The following is a 15,813-nucleotide window of genomic DNA, read 5'->3' on the forward strand; positions in this document are numbered from 1 at the left end:
TGTGAATTTTTAGTGCTTTTATTTTTAATAAAAATACTGTTTTTTTATAAACCATCATAAGGGTTTTTAATATTAGATAATTTATCGTTAGACACATGTGTGTAAATCATGGTTGTTTTAGGGCTTTTATGTCCTAACAATTCTTGTATATAGCGTATATCAGTACCGGCCTCTAATAATGGGTTGCAAAACTATGTCGTAGCGTGTGTAAAGTAACTCTTTTTTTTATCTTTGATTTAGCTAATGCCTTCTGTAATACTTTACGAGCACTCATGGGTGAATACTTTTTGTTGTTAAGTCCTTCGAATAAGTATTTTTTTGGTTTGTAGGTTGTATAGTACACTCGTAAAAGAGTTAAAACTGAACTTGATAGCAAGGTGTATCTGTCTTTTTTACCTTTGGCATTTTCAATACGAACTAACATTCGTTTGCTATCTATATCAGTTATTTTTACGCTCAAGGCTTCTCCAATTCTTAAACCAGCCGAATAAATAAATGCTATCAACGTTCTGTGTTTGAGGTTCTGAATAGTATCTAAAATCAACTTTATTTCTTGTAAACTCAATACTGTTGGGAGTTTTCTCTCTTTCTTAGGACGAATTATGTGTAGCGTTTCTAAATGCATACTTTTATATTGTAAATATTTCTTAATTCCATTGATGCATTGATTCTGATAAGAAATAGATTTGTTTTCTTTAACAATAAAGTCGTAATTAAAAAGCTCAATAACACGATGCGTATACGATATTATATTTTTGGAGTGACAATATTTTGTAAAATAAGTAACTACACTTACATAAGTGTTAACGGTATGATAACTTAATCTTTTTTGCAGTAACCAACGTTTAAACTTTTGAATATCTTTTGTTTGCTCTGAAGGAAGACTTATTAAAAAGAAATCTTCTTTAGGCAGATTGTTTTGGAAATTCCAAGGAGATTTTTGTAAATGTTGTATGCTAATACCCACGTTCTCTTTTGTGTACGGTAGGTAAAAAGCACGATGTGTTTGACTCCAGTTTATGTCTGGTAGTTTCTTTACATATTCCTTAATCATAACATCGTACTGAAACTCAAAAGCTATTTGTTTCTTGGCTTTATGTCGAATTAAGGTAAGTGTAATTGTTTTCATAGCTTCGTAAAGATATGAAAAATATTTTGAGTATAAGCACTTTATTTTTTCGCTCGTTCTACCAACTCTAATTGTTCAATTTTAGCTTCGGTAGTAAATAGACCGTAATTGATAAACGCTTTTTTCTTCTCTATTTTATCAATCGTACCCACGGCATTACCGTCGATTAAACGGACTCTGTCGTTTACTTTAAACACATAAGCTGCCCTTTCTTTGGCTATTTTTTCGGCTTCTTTTTTCTTTTCTTCACGAACTTTAACCACTTTTTGCAACACTTCTTTTTCTACTTTTTGAATAGCTTCTTGTTGCTTTTGTGCGGCAACTTTTTCTTGTTTCTTTTCTGTTTTGGTTTTCTTACTAGGCGGATTTTTCTTTAAGTGCTTCGTTTTTTCAGCCGTTACCCATTTAAAAAAGTTGGTAGACAATTCTTTTTTATTGTTGGTTTGAAAGTATTTGTTTAACAATTCGTTTACCTTCCTTCCTAAAGAAAGCATGCGTTGGTTGTTGTCGTACAATTCTTGAAACCCTTCTAATTTTTCACGAATTCTCGATTCCTTTTCCTGCAGATTTTCAATATGTGCTTGTCCCTTGGATTTTTGTTCCTGTAGACTTTCCGAAGTTTTTTGCAGACGATTGCGCTCTTTTTGAAGTTTAGAAATGGTTTTATCTAAGCGAACCTTTTCTGTTTCCACACGTTTTTTTGCACGGTTAATTAAGCTATACGGAATGCCGTTTTTTTGAGCAACCTCAAAGGTGAAAGAACTCCCTGCTTGTCCGATATACAACTTATACAGCGGTTCTAAGGTACGTTCATCAAATTGCATATTGGCATTGGTTACATGTTCCAATTCGTCCGCTAACACTTTAAGATTCGCATAGTGCGTGGTAATAATTCCGAAAGCTTTTTTCTCATAAAACTCTTCTAAGAAAATTTCAGCTAATGCACCTCCCAATTCCGGATCAGAACCTGTACCAAATTCATCAATTAAAAATAAGGTATTGTCATTACATTTTCTCAGAAAGTAACGCATGTTTTTTAGGCGATAGCTATACGTACTCAACTGATTTTCGATGGATTGGTTGTCGCCAATATCTGTTAAAATAGTACCGAAAAGAGTGGTTTCACTACGTTCGTGTACAGGAATTAACAAGCCGCTTTGCAACATTACCTGTAGCAAACCAACCGTTTTTAAGGTAATGCTTTTTCCCCCTGCATTCGGACCCGAAATCACAATGATTTGTTGTTGCTCGTTTAACTTAATGGTTTGTGAAACGGTGGTTATCTGCTTGTCCTTATTTTTTTGCCAAAGAATAGGGTGGTAAGCATCTTTAAAATACAGCTTTTTTTCTTTTGTTATTTTTGGAAGTAAGCCGTTCACACGTTTGGCGTACTTTGCTTTGGCAGCCACCATATCTAGGTGCGTTAAAAAGCTAACATACGCAGTTAATAACGGAGTAAAGGGTCTTATTTCTGAAGCTAAGGCTCGTAATATGCGAACTACTTCTTGCTTTTCTTCGTACAGTAAATTTTGCAATTCTCTACTGTAAGAAAGTGTTGCTTGTGGGGCGATGTACACAATATTCCCCGATTTCGAAGAACCCAGTAAACTTCCTTTTACCTTACGTCGGTGCATTGCCAACACTGCCAATACACGTTGGTTGTCAATCACGGTTTCCTTAATATCGTCTAAATAGCCGCTTGCCATATTTTTGCTTAAGGCACGTGAGAAACTTTCCGAAATTTTACCTCTTACCGAGCCAATTTCTTTCCGTAATTGTTTTAGGGTTGGAGAGGCGTTGTCGGCAACTTCGCCATAGGGAGTAATAATTTTTTTAATACTATCTACAACTACTGTCGTATACTCTACCTCATCGCTGAGGGCAAATAGGCTAGGGTAGTAGGTTTGAAATTTTTTTAAGAATTTCTTTTGTTCGTTTACGGTTTCTGAAACCGTAGCTATTTTTAAGAAACTAGCTGTTTCTAAAAAACTATTTTCGATAGCAAGTCGCTTAATTTCTTCAGAAATATCTTCAAAATAATGATTCGGAATTCGATTTTCGTTTTCAAACGAAGCTAGGTATTCGTTTACCAAATGCAGTTCAAAAAACAAGTTCTTTTGGTTTGAAATAGGCTGAATTTGCATTGTTTTTTCTTTTCCTAAAGAAGAAATACAATGCGTTGCAACCTGTTCTAAAACGGTTGTAAATTCTAAATCTTGAAGTGTTTTTTCTGAAATACTCGCTTTCAAATTTCTATTTTTGTTTTTTAATCGCAGGGCGATAGCCAAGGTTTTAATTCCTAGAGGTATGCCTTTAGATAGTTAATTTGTCACTTCGTGTGAATTTTCGAGGAACAAACAAATTTACATCGAGAAGTACGAAACTCTCGATACAATTTTCTTTCCTTTGTAAGAAAATCACTCGGACTGACAGAAATTTTGAGACCACAAAAATAACAAACAATGCAAGTAAAAATTAACGATAGCTGGAAAAATATTTTACAACCCGAATTTGAGAAACCGTATTTTGAAAATTTGGCGAGTTTTGTTAAAAACGAATATGCAAAGCATACCTGTTATCCCAAGGGTTCTGCTATTTTTGCTGCGTTTGATTTTTGTGCCTTGGATGATTTAAAAGTGGTAATTATAGGGCAAGACCCATATCACGGACAGGGGCAGGCAAACGGACTCTGTTTTTCGGTGCACGATGGTATGGCACATCCGCCCTCGTTAATCAATATTTTTAAAGAAATTGAAACAGATATAGGGATTCCGTATCCAGAAAGTGGCGATTTGTCGCGTTGGGCAAAGCAAGGAGTGCTATTATTAAATGCTACGTTAACGGTTAGAGCAGGCGAGGCAGGGAGTCATCAAAAACAGGGCTGGGAGCAATTTACCGATGCGGTGATTCAGAAAATATCTTTGGAAAAAGACAATGTAGTATTTTTATTATGGGGTGGTTTTGCAAAGCAAAAGGCAAAATTAATTGATAAAAGCAAGCATCATATTTTAACTTCTGGGCATCCTTCACCCTTAAGTGCCAATCGTGGTTATTGGTTTGGAAACAAACATTTTTCTAAAACGAATTCTTTTTTACAAAGTATTGGTGAAACCACGATTCAGTGGTGATTTTAAATGTAATAACGTGAGTTGGGAGTAACATATAAAACTGAATTACCTAAAATCAATAGGGTGTCATGTCGATAGAACGAAGTATGATACGATTTATGGTTTATTATTTCGCATTGAAAGCCTTTATCACATCGAAACAAAACGTCATTACGAACAAAACGCAGTCGAGTGACGTAATCTCATGAATACGAGTAACTCGAAGTCTTAAAATAGCTCACACCCAAAAGAGGTAACGGTAATCAAAGACAGATTGCTTCGTTCCTCCTTCCTCGCAATGACCATACTAAAAATCTTATTACAAGCAAAAATGGCAAAAGAACTAGAATCTGATGTTGTTGTAAGTAACTGATATCTATAACGCCAATGGTAACTGACAGTAGACGGAAAAATTATTCGTAAAACGTATTACAATTTTGAAGGTGAGCGAAAGTTACAAAATAGAAAAGAGCGCAAAATTTGCGCTCTTTTTATATCTAAAATCCAGTTTCTAAAAAAGATTATTTATTGTATAATACCCAAGTTCCTTTTTCTAATAAAGGAATTGCTTGTTTGTATTTTACTTCTTTCTCTTCGCCAGACATTACATTCTTGATAGTCACTTTTTCGTTACGACCAATTTTTGGTTGTTCGCGTACGATTGTTTCTACCACTTGTTGTTCTTGTGTTTGTTGGTTACGTGCGTTGCTAATAGCCCTTTGCGTTGAGTTTTGTACTTCGTCTTTACGTAAATCTAATTGCTCACGTTTTTGTTCACGAGCTTCTGATACTTGTGAAGCTTCTTGGCTTGGCAACTGTCCTTTAAACAAGAACGACAACACTTCTTTGTTAATTTTATCTATAGTTGCTTGAAACAATTCAAAAGCTTCAAACTTATAAATTAACAACGGATCTTTTTGCTCGTAGGTAGCATTTTGAACGGTTTGTTTCAACTCGTCCATTTTACGTAAGTGATCTTTCCAGTTTTCATCAATAATCGCTAAGGTGATGTTTTTTTCAAAATCGTCTACTAATGATTTTCCTTCGCTTTCGTAGGCTTCTTTTAAGTTGGTAACTACTTGTAGTGTTTTAGTACCATCGGTAAAAGGAACAACGATACGTTCGTAACGATCGCCTTCATTTTCATACACATTTTTAATAACAGGAAAAGCATTGCTTGCATTTCTTTCCGCATCGTTTTTATAATTCTCGGTTACAATCGTGTATAGCTTATCGATTAATTCTTGCTCTGTTGCTTTGTTGAATTCTTCTTCGGAAAAAGGAGAGGTCATAGAAGAAAAACGAATCAATTCAAATTCAAAATTTTGAAAATCGTTGGCTTCTTTATTTTGTCGTACAATTGAATCGCAGGTATCGTAAATCATGTTTGCAATATCAATTTGCAAACGTTTTCCGTCGAGTGCATGACGACGACGTTTGTACACAAACTCACGTTGTGCGTTCATAATATCATCGTACTCTAATAAACGTTTACGAATACCAAAGTTGTTTTCTTCTACTTTCTTTTGTGCTCTTTCAATAGATTTAGAAATCATCGAATGCTGAATTACTTCGCCTTCTTTTAATCCCATTCTATCCATCATCTTTGCAATTCTTTCCGAACCGAATAAGCGCATTAAGTTATCGTCTAAAGCTACGTAGAATTGAGAAGAACCAACATCTCCCTGACGACCAGCACGACCACGCAACTGGCGGTCTACACGACGAGAATCATGACGCTCTGTACCAATAATTGCCAAACCTCCTGCTGCTTTTACTTCGTTCGATAGTTTAATATCGGTACCACGACCTGCCATGTTGGTTGCAATCGTTACTACACCTGGTTTACCTGCTTCAGCAACAACATCTGCTTCTTTTTTGTGTAGTTTTGCGTTTAAGATATTGTGAGGAATTTTACGTATTTGTAACATTCTTCCTAATAATTCAGAGATTTCAACCGAAGTTGTACCTACCAATACAGGTCTTCCTGCTTCTACTAATTTTACAATATCTTCAATTACTGCGTTGTATTTTTCACGCGTAGTTTTGTATACTAAATCTTGCTTATCGTCTCTTTGAATTGGTTTGTTGGTTGGAATTTCAACCACATCTAATTTATAGATTTCCCAGAACTCGCCTGCTTCTGTAATTGCCGTACCCGTCATACCCGCTAATTTGCGGTACATTCTAAAGTAATTTTGTAAGGTAACGGTTGCAAAGGTTTGGGTAGCATCTTCAATCTTTACATTTTCTTTTGCTTCGATGGCTTGGTGTAATCCGTCAGAGTAACGACGACCGTCCATAATACGACCTGTTTGCTCATCAACAATCATTACTTTGTTATCCATCACCACGTACTCTACATCTTTTTCAAAAACAGTATAGGCTTTTAAAAGTTGATTCATGGTGTGAATGCGTTCACTTTTCACACTAAATTCACGATACAATTCTTCTTTTTGATTTGCTTTTTCTTCAGGAGTAGCCTCGCTATTGTCTATTTGACCTACTTTTACACTGATATCTGGAAGTACAAAGAACGTATCGTTTTTAGTTATTTCAGAAAGGTGAGCAATACCTTTGTCGGTTAAGTCGATTTGATTGTTTTTTTCTTCAATAGTAAACCATAGCTCAGCATCTACTTCAGGCATCAGCTTATTGTTGTCTTGCATGTAGAAGTTTTCAGTCTTTTGAAGAATTTGCTTCACACCTTCTTGAGATAAGAATTTTATTAAGGCTTTGTTCTTAGGAAGACCTCTATACACTCGTAACAATAAGAAACCACCTTCTTTGGTGTCTCCTTCTTTAATTAAACGTTTGGCTTCTGCTAAGACTCCTACCAAATACTTATTTTGAAGAGTAACCAAATCAGCTACCAAAGGTTTTAATTCGTTAAATTCATGTCGATCACCTTGTGGCACGGGTCCTGAAATAATTAACGGAGTACGAGCATCATCAATCAACACAGAATCGACCTCATCGATAATAGCGTAGTTGGGTGCTCGTTGTACCAAGTCTTTTTTAGAGTTTGCCATGTTATCACGCAAGTAATCGAAACCAAATTCATTGTTGGTTCCGTAGGTAATATCGGCATTATAAGCTGCTCTACGTGCTTCGGAATTTGGCTGATGAAAATCAATACAGTCTGTACTCAATCCGTGGAATTCAAAAATAGGAGCCATCCAAGCGCGGTCACGTTTTGCTAGGTAGTCGTTTACAGTAACTACGTGTACACCGTTACCCGTTAAAGCGTTTAAGTATACAGGTAGGGTAGAAACTAATGTTTTACCCTCACCAGTCATCATTTCGGCAATTTTACCTTGGTGCAATACCGATCCACCGATTAACTGAACGTCGTAGTGAATCATATCCCAAATAACTTCTTTACCTGTGGCATCCCAAGAATTAGCCCAAAAAGCTTTATCGTCTTCTAAAGTTATATGTTCTCTAATAGCTGATAATTCTCTATCATAAGGAGTGGCAGTTACCTCTAATTCGGTACTGTTGGTAAAACGTTTTGCTGTTTCTTTTACCACGGCAAAAGCTTCAGGCATAATATCTAATAACACAGCTTCCGATGCTTCGTAAGCCTCGTCTTTTAATCGATCGATTTCAGCATAAATTTCTTCTTGACGATCGATGTCTGTGTTTTTAGCTTCTTCTTCAAGTTCAGCTATCTTATCGTTAAACGATTGTATGGCATCTTTAATTTTCGATTTAAATTCAACTGTTTTTGCCCGTAATTCATCGTTTGACAAATTGCTTAGTGAATTTTCAAAAGATCGTACCTTTTCGACGATCGGTTGTAGTGATTTTAGGTCTTTTTGTTGTTTGTCGCCAACAAATAGTTTTATAATCGAATTTAAAACGCTCATTTGTAAAATATTGTTTTGTAGTTAATTAAGTTGTTTTTAATTAACCGTTTTTTTGTTTTTTATTGGGTGCTCAAAAGTAAGCAAAAAAAAAGCCTCTGTATAAGAGACTTTTTATAAATTTTATTTTTTTTAGTATTCATCTTCATTCCAAAGATAATCTTCTTCTGTAGGATAATCTGGCCATATTTCTATAATAGAATCGTATGCCTCACCTTCATCTTCGATATCTTGTAAGTTTTCTACCACTTCTAAGGGTGCTCCAGTACGAATAGCATAATCAATTAATTCGTCTTTGGTGGCTGGCCAGGGCGCATCTGCTAAATACGATGCTAATTCAAGTGTCCAATACATTTCTATATCTGTTTAAGTAAGATTTTTCGCAAAAATAATTTTTTTTTGTAAAAAGTCAAGTTTTTTTTCAAAAATGTGAATTCAATAATTAAAGAACTTAGTTAAAGCTTTTCCGGAATCCATTTGATTTCCTCAGCTTGCAAGTCTTGGGTCAACTTTCGTGCCAACACAAAAAGGTAGTCAGAAAGTCTGTTTAAATACTTTAGAACAGTATCACTAATCGTTTCTTCTTCGTTTAAAGCCACTACCAATCGTTCTGCTCTACGGCATACACAACGCGCTACGTGACAAAATGACACAGTTTGATGACCGCCAGGAAGCACGAAATGTGTCATTGGAGGTAAGTCGTTGTTCATAAGGTCGATTTCATCTTCTAAAAACTGAATTGATTTCTCGTTAATTTTAGGAATGTTTAAGCGTTCTTTTCCGCTTTTTAATGTTTCTTTTTCTGGTGGAGTGGCTAACATGGCGCCTAGCGTAAATAAATCACTTTGAATATTCGTTAATCTTTCTTTGTAAGAATTGGCAATATGTTGATCTCGAATAAGTCCAATATAAGAATTGAGTTCATCTACCGTTCCATAGCTTTCTATTCTTAAATGGTGTTTAGGTACTCGGGTACCTCCAAAAAGCGCAGTGGTACCGTTATCACCAGTTTTAGTATATATTTTCATGTTGTGTTTACTTGTTTGTTTGATCTTTTAAGGGAGCTAATTTACCTAAAATATAATCAGGACATCGTGTTGGTTTTTTGGTTTGACTGTTTATAAAAGCTAGCACAGAATTTCCTGTGCAAATTAGTTCGTTGTTTTGATTGGTAATTTCATAGTCAAATTCAATTTTTACTGAAGGTATTTTTTTTAAAATGGTCGTTATGGTTAATTCATCGTCGTACAAAGCAGATTTTTTAAAATTGCACGATAACGAAATAACGGGTAACATGATTCCTGTTTTTTCCATATATTTGTAAGTAGCCCCTAGAGAGCGTAGCCATTCTGTGCGACCAATCTCAAAAAACTGTGCGTAGTTACCGTGATACACTACTCCCATTTGATCTGTTTCAGCATACCTAACACGTATGGATGTGTAATGTTTTTGCAAAAGATTTTTTGTTTTTAATTAATTTTAACGTTACGTAAAAAAAAATAAAAGTCAATAGCGATTTCATTTTTTTATACTAAAATTTATTCACACTTTTGTTCACCCATACAATTGTGTTTGGAGTCCCCTTAATCTAAATAAAAATTAACAATTAAAATTGTTTTTTATCAATATGACTAAAACAGCCGATTCAGTTTGGATGGAATGTTTGTCTTTTATCAAAGACAATATCAAACCACAGGCATACAAGACTTGGTTCGAACCTATAAAGCCAATTAAATTGACAGGGGAAGCTTTGACAGTTCAGGTGCCAAGTAAATTTTTTTACGAGTGGTTAGAAGAGCATTATATAAAACTGTTAAGAGTCGCTTTAGTTCGTCAGTTAGGAAAAGATGCTAAATTAATTTACGATGTACGTATGGAGAATACGTACAGCAGCAATAGTCCACAAACTGTAAAAATACCTAGCTCTAACCGTAACCCTTTAAAACCCCAAAAGGTAACCGTTCCGTTAGAATCTAAACGAGAACTTAAAAACCCTTTTGTGATTCCTGGATTACAGAAAGTTAAAATAGAATCTCAGTTAAATCCAAATTATAATTTTGTAAATTTTGTAGAAGGAGACTCCAATCGATTAGCTCGTTCTGCAGGTATGGCTGTCGCAAATAAACCCGGTGGTACTTCATTCAATCCCTTGTTAATTTATGGTGGTGTAGGGCTTGGAAAGACGCATTTAGCACATGCTATAGGTGTTGAGATAAAAGATAAATATCCAGATAAGACGGTGTTGTATATTTCTTCTGAAAAATTCACACAACAGTTCATAGACTCGGTGAAATCGAATACAAGAAATGATTTTATTCATTTCTATCAAATGATTGATGTATTGATTATTGATGATGTACAGTTTTTATCAGGTAAAGCAGGTACACAAGATGTATTCTTTCATATTTTTAACCATTTGCATCAAAATGGGAAACAGGTTATTTTAACTTCAGATAAAGCACCTGTTGATATGCAAGATATTGAACAACGTTTGTTGTCTCGTTTTAAATGGGGCTTGTCGGCTGAATTACAAGCACCAGATTATGAGACTAGGGTTTCTATCTTACAAAATAAATTGTATAGAGACGGTGTTGAAATGCCAGAGGAAATTGTTGAATACATCGCTAAAAATATTAAGTCGAACGTTCGCGAGTTAGAAGGAGTAATCATTTCAATGATAGCGCAAGCTTCTTTTAACAGAAAAGAGTTTACCATCGAATTGGCAAAACAGATTGTAGATAAGTTTGTTAAAAACACCAAGAAAGAATTATCTATAGATTATATTCAAAAAGTAGTATCAAAGTATTTTGATATGGATGTGGCTACATTACAGTCGAAAACACGTAAACGACACATAGTACAGGCCCGTCAATTAGCTATGTATTTTGCGAAGCGCATGACTAAATCATCATTAGCAAGTATTGGAAGCCAAATTGGTAAAAGAGATCATGCTACGGTATTGCATGCTTGTAAAACAGTAGATAATTTGACTGAGACAGATAAGCAGTTTAAGAAATATGTAGAAGATTTAACAAAAAAGTTAACCTTATAAACAAGTAAACCTCACTATGTGGGGTTTTTTTATGAATATGAAAAAAATTTTAATGGTTTGTTTAGGCAATATTTGCCGTTCTCCGCTTGCCGAAGGTATTTTGCAATCAAAACTTCCGTCAAAAGAATTTACAGTCGATTCAGCAGGAACAGCAGGATATCATGTAGGACAATTACCTGATGCACGTTCTATCGAAGTTGCCAAGAAACATGGGATAGATATCACGAATCAACGTTCAAGAAAATTTACAAAAGCAGATTTCAAAAAGTTTGATATGATTTTTGTGATGGATCAGCATAATTATACTGATGTGGTAGCGATGTGTAAAAATAGCGCTCAGCATCAAAAAGTAAAAATGATTTTGAATGAACTATACCCTAATGAAAATCGAAGTGTTCCAGATCCATATTATGGAGGAGATGATGGTTTTGATAGAGTGTACCAAATGTTAGATCAGTCGTGTGAAATTATCGCTTCAAAATTAATGCAGAAATGATGAAAGGAAAATTGTATTTAATTCCTACAACTTTAGGAAATACCGAACCATTAGAGGTAATGCCATTATCGGTAAAAAAAGTAGTAGAACAGTTAGATTATTTTATTGTTGAGAATGAAAAATCTGCTCGAAGATTTATCAAAAGAATAACGCCTACCAAATCGCAACCCTCATTACAGTTAATGTTACTCGATAAGTATTCTGATGATTTAGAAACTAAAAACTACTTAGATATTTGCGATAAAGGAATATCGATAGGATTGTTGTCTGAAGCTGGAGTTCCTGCGGTAGCAGATCCGGGAGCTACTATCGTAAAGTTAGCACATCAAAAAAACATTCAAGTAGTTCCATTAGTCGGCCCTTCTTCTATCTTGTTGGCAATGATGGCCTCTGGAATGAACGGACAGAGCTTTGCGTTTAATGGATATTTACCCATTGATAAGTCTGATAGAAAGAGAGCTATTAAAGAATTAGAAAAACGCTCTAAAGAAAAAGATCAGTCGCAAATTTTTATTGAGACACCTTACAGAAATGAAAAGATGTTAGATGATTTACGAGCAACATTATCACCAGAAACAAGAGTTTGTGTAGCGTGTGATATTACCCTTCCTACAGAATATATAAGAACACGAACGGTACAAGAATGGAAACAAGCAAAGCCAGATTTACACAAGCGACCAACAATTTTTATCATTCATAAATGATATTATTTTAAATTAGGAATTAGGAATTAGGAATTAGGAATTAGGAATTAGGAATTAGGAATTAGGAATTAGGAATTAGGAATTGTTGTTTTTAGTAACTACATGTTTTTAAGTACGCAATTTTAAAGCTTAAGTGCATAATACAATTTACATCACTATTGCCGCTTGGGAAAATTTTTAAAAGTTATCTCGAAAAAAACAATAGGCTAAAATGCGAAATGATAAACCATAAATCGTATAATTTAAAATGTACTTTTAAAAAACGAGCTTTCCACACAAAAAAGAACGCTATTTTATGATTAGTAAAATAGCGTTCTTTAATATCCAATTAAAAAATTTTAAACTGTTGGTTTTTTAGTTGCTTCAATAGTAGAAACATCATAGCCCGCAAACTTTTTTAGGTACGATTGTATTGAAGTTCCATAGGCATCGTTGAAACGAGTAGCTCCGTTAGAACGTAAAAACTTTTTCACGTTTCCAGCTCCACTTAAGTGAGCCGCTGCCAAAATACCCGATTCAGTTATTTTAATACCATTAATGGTCTTACCCACACTTCTTTTAATATCTTTTCTTAAAATCCATTTGTTCAACTTACAGTAAGCAACAAATGTGCGTTCTTGTAACTCAGGGTTTTTAAGAAAGTAAGAGGTATTGTAAATTCTAAACCTTTTTAAAGTTTCTTTTCCGAATTGGTATTTTCCTAAGTACCCAAGGGAGTTCACTACTCTATATCTACCTTGAGATTCTTTAAAAGCCAAGGCTTCTTTAAAGCCTACAAAATCTTTGATTAAAAAAGGAATGTTCACCTTGTCTACCTTGTGAATAGGTGTAGGAGTTGTAATGTTCTTCTTTTCTTTCTTAGCTGTCGTCTTTGTAAAACTTGACAATAATACAAAGAATGTAATTATTACTACTAAATGTCTGATAATTAAATATTTTCTGTTTAGCGGTGCAAATATAAGTCAATTTTTTATAACAAACTATAAATCAATTAATTACAGGTTTTGTCCTATTGTCAATTAAGTTGTTTTCCGGTACTTTTATTAGGAAAAAAACAAAAAAACACACTCTTTATCATTTTTTTGATAATTATTTAATAAAAAAACTAAAAATAAAATTTTGTTAAAAAATCATCTTTTGATTCCTTGTTGATGTATCCATTGTTGGTATTTAGCTGCATTTCGATTGTGTTGTGCTAACGAATTTGCAAATTCATGAAAACCAATATTGTCTACACTAGCACACATATAGTAATAGTTGTGTTTTTGGTAATTTAAAACAGCATCGATAGAAGAAATGTCTGGCATAGCTATTAATGTAGGAGGTAAGCCGATATTTTTATAGGTATTGTAAGGAGAGTTAATTTTCAAATCTTCATTTAGCACTCTCTTTACCACAAAGTCTTGACCTTTAACTTCTTTAATAGCATAAATAATGGTAGGATCTGCTTGCAAAGGCCAATTATCTTGTAATCGATTTAAATACAACCCAGCAACAATAGGGCGTTCTACTTTTTTAGCAGTTTCTTTTTGAACAATAGAAGCTAAGGTGATGACTTCTTCTTTCGTAAGGTTTAATTTTTTTGCTTTCTCCAATCTAGTAGAAGTCCAGAAACGATTGTATTCACGTAACATTTTATCGCGAAATTTTTCTGCGGAAGTATTCCAGTAAAACTCATAACTGTTAGGAATATACATTCCTAATACAGATTTTTCTGTAAAACCGTTTTCAGATAAAAAAGTAGGATCTTTCATGGTTTTTAGAAGTGTAATAGAGTCAGCTTCGATTTGTTCTGCTATTCTGCCAGCTAATTTTTCTAGTGTATTTTGATTGTTAAAAGATAAAGTTACTGGGGTTTGTTTTCCGCTTCTTAAAAGGTTTACAACATCGTTCATGCTCATTCCTTTTTTTAATACGTATTTTCCACCTTTAGGTTTGGTGAATTTCTTCTTCTCAGCAACCCAAACAAAATTTTCAGGATGGTTAACAAAACTAGCAAGCTGTTTTGTTACTTCTGTAAAGGAGGTGTTCGAAGGTATATAGATAGCGCCACTTTTCACAACGGCTTCGCCAAATATTTTTTGGTAGTAACTAAAACCAATAATTCCGCCTATAATAAAGATAACAGCGATACTTCCTAAAATAACTTTTTTATTCATTGATTAATTGAAATAATAATTCGTTTTTATAAACTCCGTTATGAAAAATCCAGTCTTTTTTGATACCTATTTGTTTAAAATTTTGTTTTTGAAACAGTTGTAGGCTTTTGGTATTGTCTTCGGTAATATTTGCATACAATTGGTGTAATTGCAAATGCGTAAAACAATACGTTATTAATAATTGTAGGGCCTCAGAGGCAAATCCTTTTTTCTGAAACGTAGGATGAATTAGAATACCAATACCCGCTCTTTTATGTTGCGGATTGAAATCAAACACATCAATCATTCCGATGGTTTCATCAGTGTCTTTTTTTTGAATAGCTAGCCGCAACTGTTTTGCTTCATAAATATCTAAATGCGCACTTTCTAAATATTGTTTTAGTAAAAATTTAGAAAATGGCGTTTGTGTATGGCTTACCTCCCAAAAAGATTCATTGTTTTCGATTTGAAACAAAAACTCTAAATCTTCAGGCTCTAAAGCTCTTAACTTAATATATGTTCCTGTTAATGTACGCACTAAATAATTATTTTACCCTCGAATACAAAGGTAGCAGGTCCTTTTAAAAATATATGGGTATAATTACCATTTTGTTCCTCAAAAGAAACTTCCAATTCTCCACCTTCAACAGGTAAAGAGATGGTAGAACTATTTGTTCTTTGCATAGCGTGCATAGCGATGGCAACCGCAGTAACTCCTGTGCCACAAGCAAGTGTCTCATTTTCTACACCGCGCTCGTAAGTGCGCACTTTAAAAACATCGTTAGCAATTTGTTCTACAAAATTCACATTACTTCCCTCGCTACCATAAAGCTCATTTCTGATTCTTTTTCCCTCGGAAAATACAGGATAATCAGATAGGTTGTCGACTAGTTGCACATGATGAGGTGATCCTGTGTTGGCAAACACATGGTTTTCTGAAATTTTGACATCATGTACGTCAATCATTTGCAAAGCAACAATATCATTAGAAATGGTTGCATGGTGTAAACCATCAATAGCAGAAAATGTAGTTTCGGTATTAAAAAGCCCTAGTGTATGCGCAAAAGCAACAATACAGCGACCACCATTACCACACATGGTGCTTTCATTTCCATCAGCATTATAATATATCATTTTAAAATCGGTAAGGGTATCGTTTTCAAGTAAAATGAGTCCGTCAGCACCTACACCAAAATGCCTGTCACAAATTCTTGCAATTATGTCAGTTTTATTTTTTGGAAAGGTTTTTGAACGGTTGTCAACCATAACAAAATCGTTACCAGTTCCTTGATATTTATAAAAAACTAAATCCATCATA

13 protein-coding genes and 1 pseudogene are annotated in these 15,813 nt (G+C 34.3%); 4 read left to right on the forward strand and 10 right to left on the reverse strand.

Going from position 1 to position 15,813, the window contains the following annotated elements; genetic code table 11:
• Nucleotides 1-44: 44 nt before the first annotated feature.
• Nucleotides 45-1,129, reverse strand: a pseudogene (locus P8625_RS01030) (tyrosine-type recombinase/integrase).
• 41 nt (nucleotides 1,130-1,170) lie between these two features.
• Nucleotides 1,171-3,378 carry an endonuclease MutS2 gene (locus P8625_RS01035; RefSeq protein ID WP_279651652.1) on the reverse strand — a complete coding sequence of 736 codons (2,208 nt, stop codon included), beginning with the start codon at nucleotides 3,376-3,378 and terminating at the stop codon, nucleotides 1,171-1,173.
• A gap of 213 nt (nucleotides 3,379-3,591) precedes the next feature.
• On the opposite strand from P8625_RS01035, the gene P8625_RS01040 reads away from it, so the two are divergent.
• Nucleotides 3,592-4,257 carry a uracil-DNA glycosylase gene (locus tag P8625_RS01040; protein ID WP_279651653.1) on the forward strand — a complete coding sequence of 222 codons (666 nt, stop codon included), beginning with the start codon at nucleotides 3,592-3,594 and terminating at the stop codon, nucleotides 4,255-4,257.
• A gap of 500 nt (nucleotides 4,258-4,757) precedes the next feature.
• Here the strand turns inward: P8625_RS01040 and secA are convergent, their stop codons facing one another.
• From secA to P8625_RS01060, 4 genes are all read right to left on the reverse strand, one after another.
• A complete protein-coding gene (secA, locus tag P8625_RS01045; RefSeq protein ID WP_279651654.1) occupies nucleotides 4,758-8,108 on the reverse strand; it encodes a preprotein translocase subunit SecA in 3,351 nt (1,116 codons plus the stop codon).
• 129 nt (nucleotides 8,109-8,237) lie between these two features.
• Nucleotides 8,238-8,459 (reverse strand): DUF2795 domain-containing protein, encoded by a 222-nt coding sequence (locus P8625_RS01050; protein ID WP_047789198.1) that lies wholly within the window; start codon nucleotides 8,457-8,459, stop codon nucleotides 8,238-8,240.
• A gap of 101 nt (nucleotides 8,460-8,560) precedes the next feature.
• The gene (locus tag P8625_RS01055) at nucleotides 8,561-9,133 is read right to left on the reverse strand and encodes a cob(I)yrinic acid a,c-diamide adenosyltransferase (protein WP_279651655.1); all 573 of its coding nucleotides are present in this window, start codon (nucleotides 9,131-9,133) and stop codon (nucleotides 8,561-8,563) included.
• Nucleotides 9,134-9,140: 7 nt separating this feature from the next.
• Nucleotides 9,141-9,560, reverse strand: a complete 420-nt coding sequence (locus tag P8625_RS01060; RefSeq protein WP_279651656.1) for an acyl-CoA thioesterase — start codon at nucleotides 9,558-9,560, stop codon at nucleotides 9,141-9,143.
• Between the two features lie 172 nt (nucleotides 9,561-9,732).
• On the opposite strand from P8625_RS01060, the gene dnaA reads away from it, so the two are divergent.
• From dnaA to P8625_RS01075, 3 genes are read left to right on the forward strand one after another with little or no spacing between them, the layout of a single operon-like run.
• Complete coding sequence (gene dnaA / locus P8625_RS01065; protein WP_279651657.1) at nucleotides 9,733-11,157, forward strand: chromosomal replication initiator protein DnaA; 1,425 nt, start codon at nucleotides 9,733-9,735, stop codon at nucleotides 11,155-11,157.
• 37 nt (nucleotides 11,158-11,194) lie between these two features.
• The gene (locus tag P8625_RS01070) at nucleotides 11,195-11,653 is read left to right on the forward strand and encodes a low molecular weight protein-tyrosine-phosphatase (protein WP_279651658.1); all 459 of its coding nucleotides are present in this window, start codon (nucleotides 11,195-11,197) and stop codon (nucleotides 11,651-11,653) included.
• On the forward strand, nucleotides 11,653-12,357 hold the full coding sequence (locus tag P8625_RS01075) for an SAM-dependent methyltransferase (RefSeq protein ID WP_279652983.1): 705 nt from the start codon (nucleotides 11,653-11,655) through the stop codon (nucleotides 12,355-12,357). Before P8625_RS01070 ends, P8625_RS01075 begins: the two co-directional genes overlap by 1 nt.
• A 338-nt stretch (nucleotides 12,358-12,695) precedes the next feature.
• Here the strand turns inward: P8625_RS01075 and P8625_RS01080 are convergent, their stop codons facing one another.
• The 4 genes from P8625_RS01080 to dapF all read right to left on the reverse strand — a co-directional run bounded on the left by P8625_RS01080 (nucleotide 12,696) and on the right by dapF (nucleotide 15,809).
• Nucleotides 12,696-13,244 carry a peptidoglycan-binding protein LysM gene (locus P8625_RS01080; protein ID WP_279651659.1) on the reverse strand — a complete coding sequence of 183 codons (549 nt, stop codon included), beginning with the start codon at nucleotides 13,242-13,244 and terminating at the stop codon, nucleotides 12,696-12,698.
• A 243-nt stretch (nucleotides 13,245-13,487) separates the two neighbouring features.
• Entirely contained in the window at nucleotides 13,488-14,516 is a 1,029-nt protein-coding gene (gene mltG / locus P8625_RS01085) for an endolytic transglycosylase MltG (protein ID WP_279651660.1), read from the reverse strand.
• Nucleotides 14,509-15,033, reverse strand: a complete 525-nt coding sequence (locus P8625_RS01090) for a GNAT family N-acetyltransferase (protein WP_279651661.1) — start codon at nucleotides 15,031-15,033, stop codon at nucleotides 14,509-14,511. Before P8625_RS01090 ends, mltG begins: the two co-directional genes overlap by 8 nt.
• Nucleotides 15,033-15,809, reverse strand: coding sequence for a diaminopimelate epimerase (dapF, locus tag P8625_RS01095; RefSeq protein WP_279652984.1), 777 nt, complete (start codon nucleotides 15,807-15,809; stop codon nucleotides 15,033-15,035). The genes P8625_RS01090 and dapF overlap by 1 nt, the downstream gene beginning before the upstream one ends.
• Nucleotides 15,810-15,813: the final 4 nt, after the last annotated feature.

Source organism: Tenacibaculum tangerinum (assembly GCF_029853675.1).
GTDB lineage: Bacteria > Bacteroidota > Bacteroidia > Flavobacteriales > Flavobacteriaceae > Polaribacter > Polaribacter tangerinum_A.

Bases quoted from the DNA above. Each gene is read 5' to 3' on its own strand.
- dapF (WP_279652984.1), bottom strand. From the start codon at position 15,809: ATGGATTTAGTTTTTTATAAATATCAAGGAACTGGTAACGATTTTGTT.
- mltG (WP_279651660.1), bottom strand. From the start codon at position 14,516: ATGAATAAAAAAGTTATTTTAGGAAGTATCGCTGTTATCTTTATTATA.
- P8625_RS01050 (WP_047789198.1), bottom strand. From the start codon at position 8,459: ATGTATTGGACACTTGAATTAGCATCGTATTTAGCAGATGCGCCCTGG.
- secA (WP_279651654.1), bottom strand. From the start codon at position 8,108: ATGAGCGTTTTAAATTCGATTATAAAACTATTTGTTGGCGACAAACAA.
- P8625_RS01075 (WP_279652983.1), top strand. From the start codon at position 11,653: ATGAAAGGAAAATTGTATTTAATTCCTACAACTTTAGGAAATACCGAA.
- P8625_RS01040 (WP_279651653.1), top strand. From the start codon at position 3,592: ATGCAAGTAAAAATTAACGATAGCTGGAAAAATATTTTACAACCCGAA.
- P8625_RS01070 (WP_279651658.1), top strand. From the start codon at position 11,195: ATGAAAAAAATTTTAATGGTTTGTTTAGGCAATATTTGCCGTTCTCCG.
- dnaA (WP_279651657.1), top strand. From the start codon at position 9,733: ATGACTAAAACAGCCGATTCAGTTTGGATGGAATGTTTGTCTTTTATC.
- P8625_RS01055 (WP_279651655.1), bottom strand. From the start codon at position 9,133: ATGAAAATATATACTAAAACTGGTGATAACGGTACCACTGCGCTTTTT.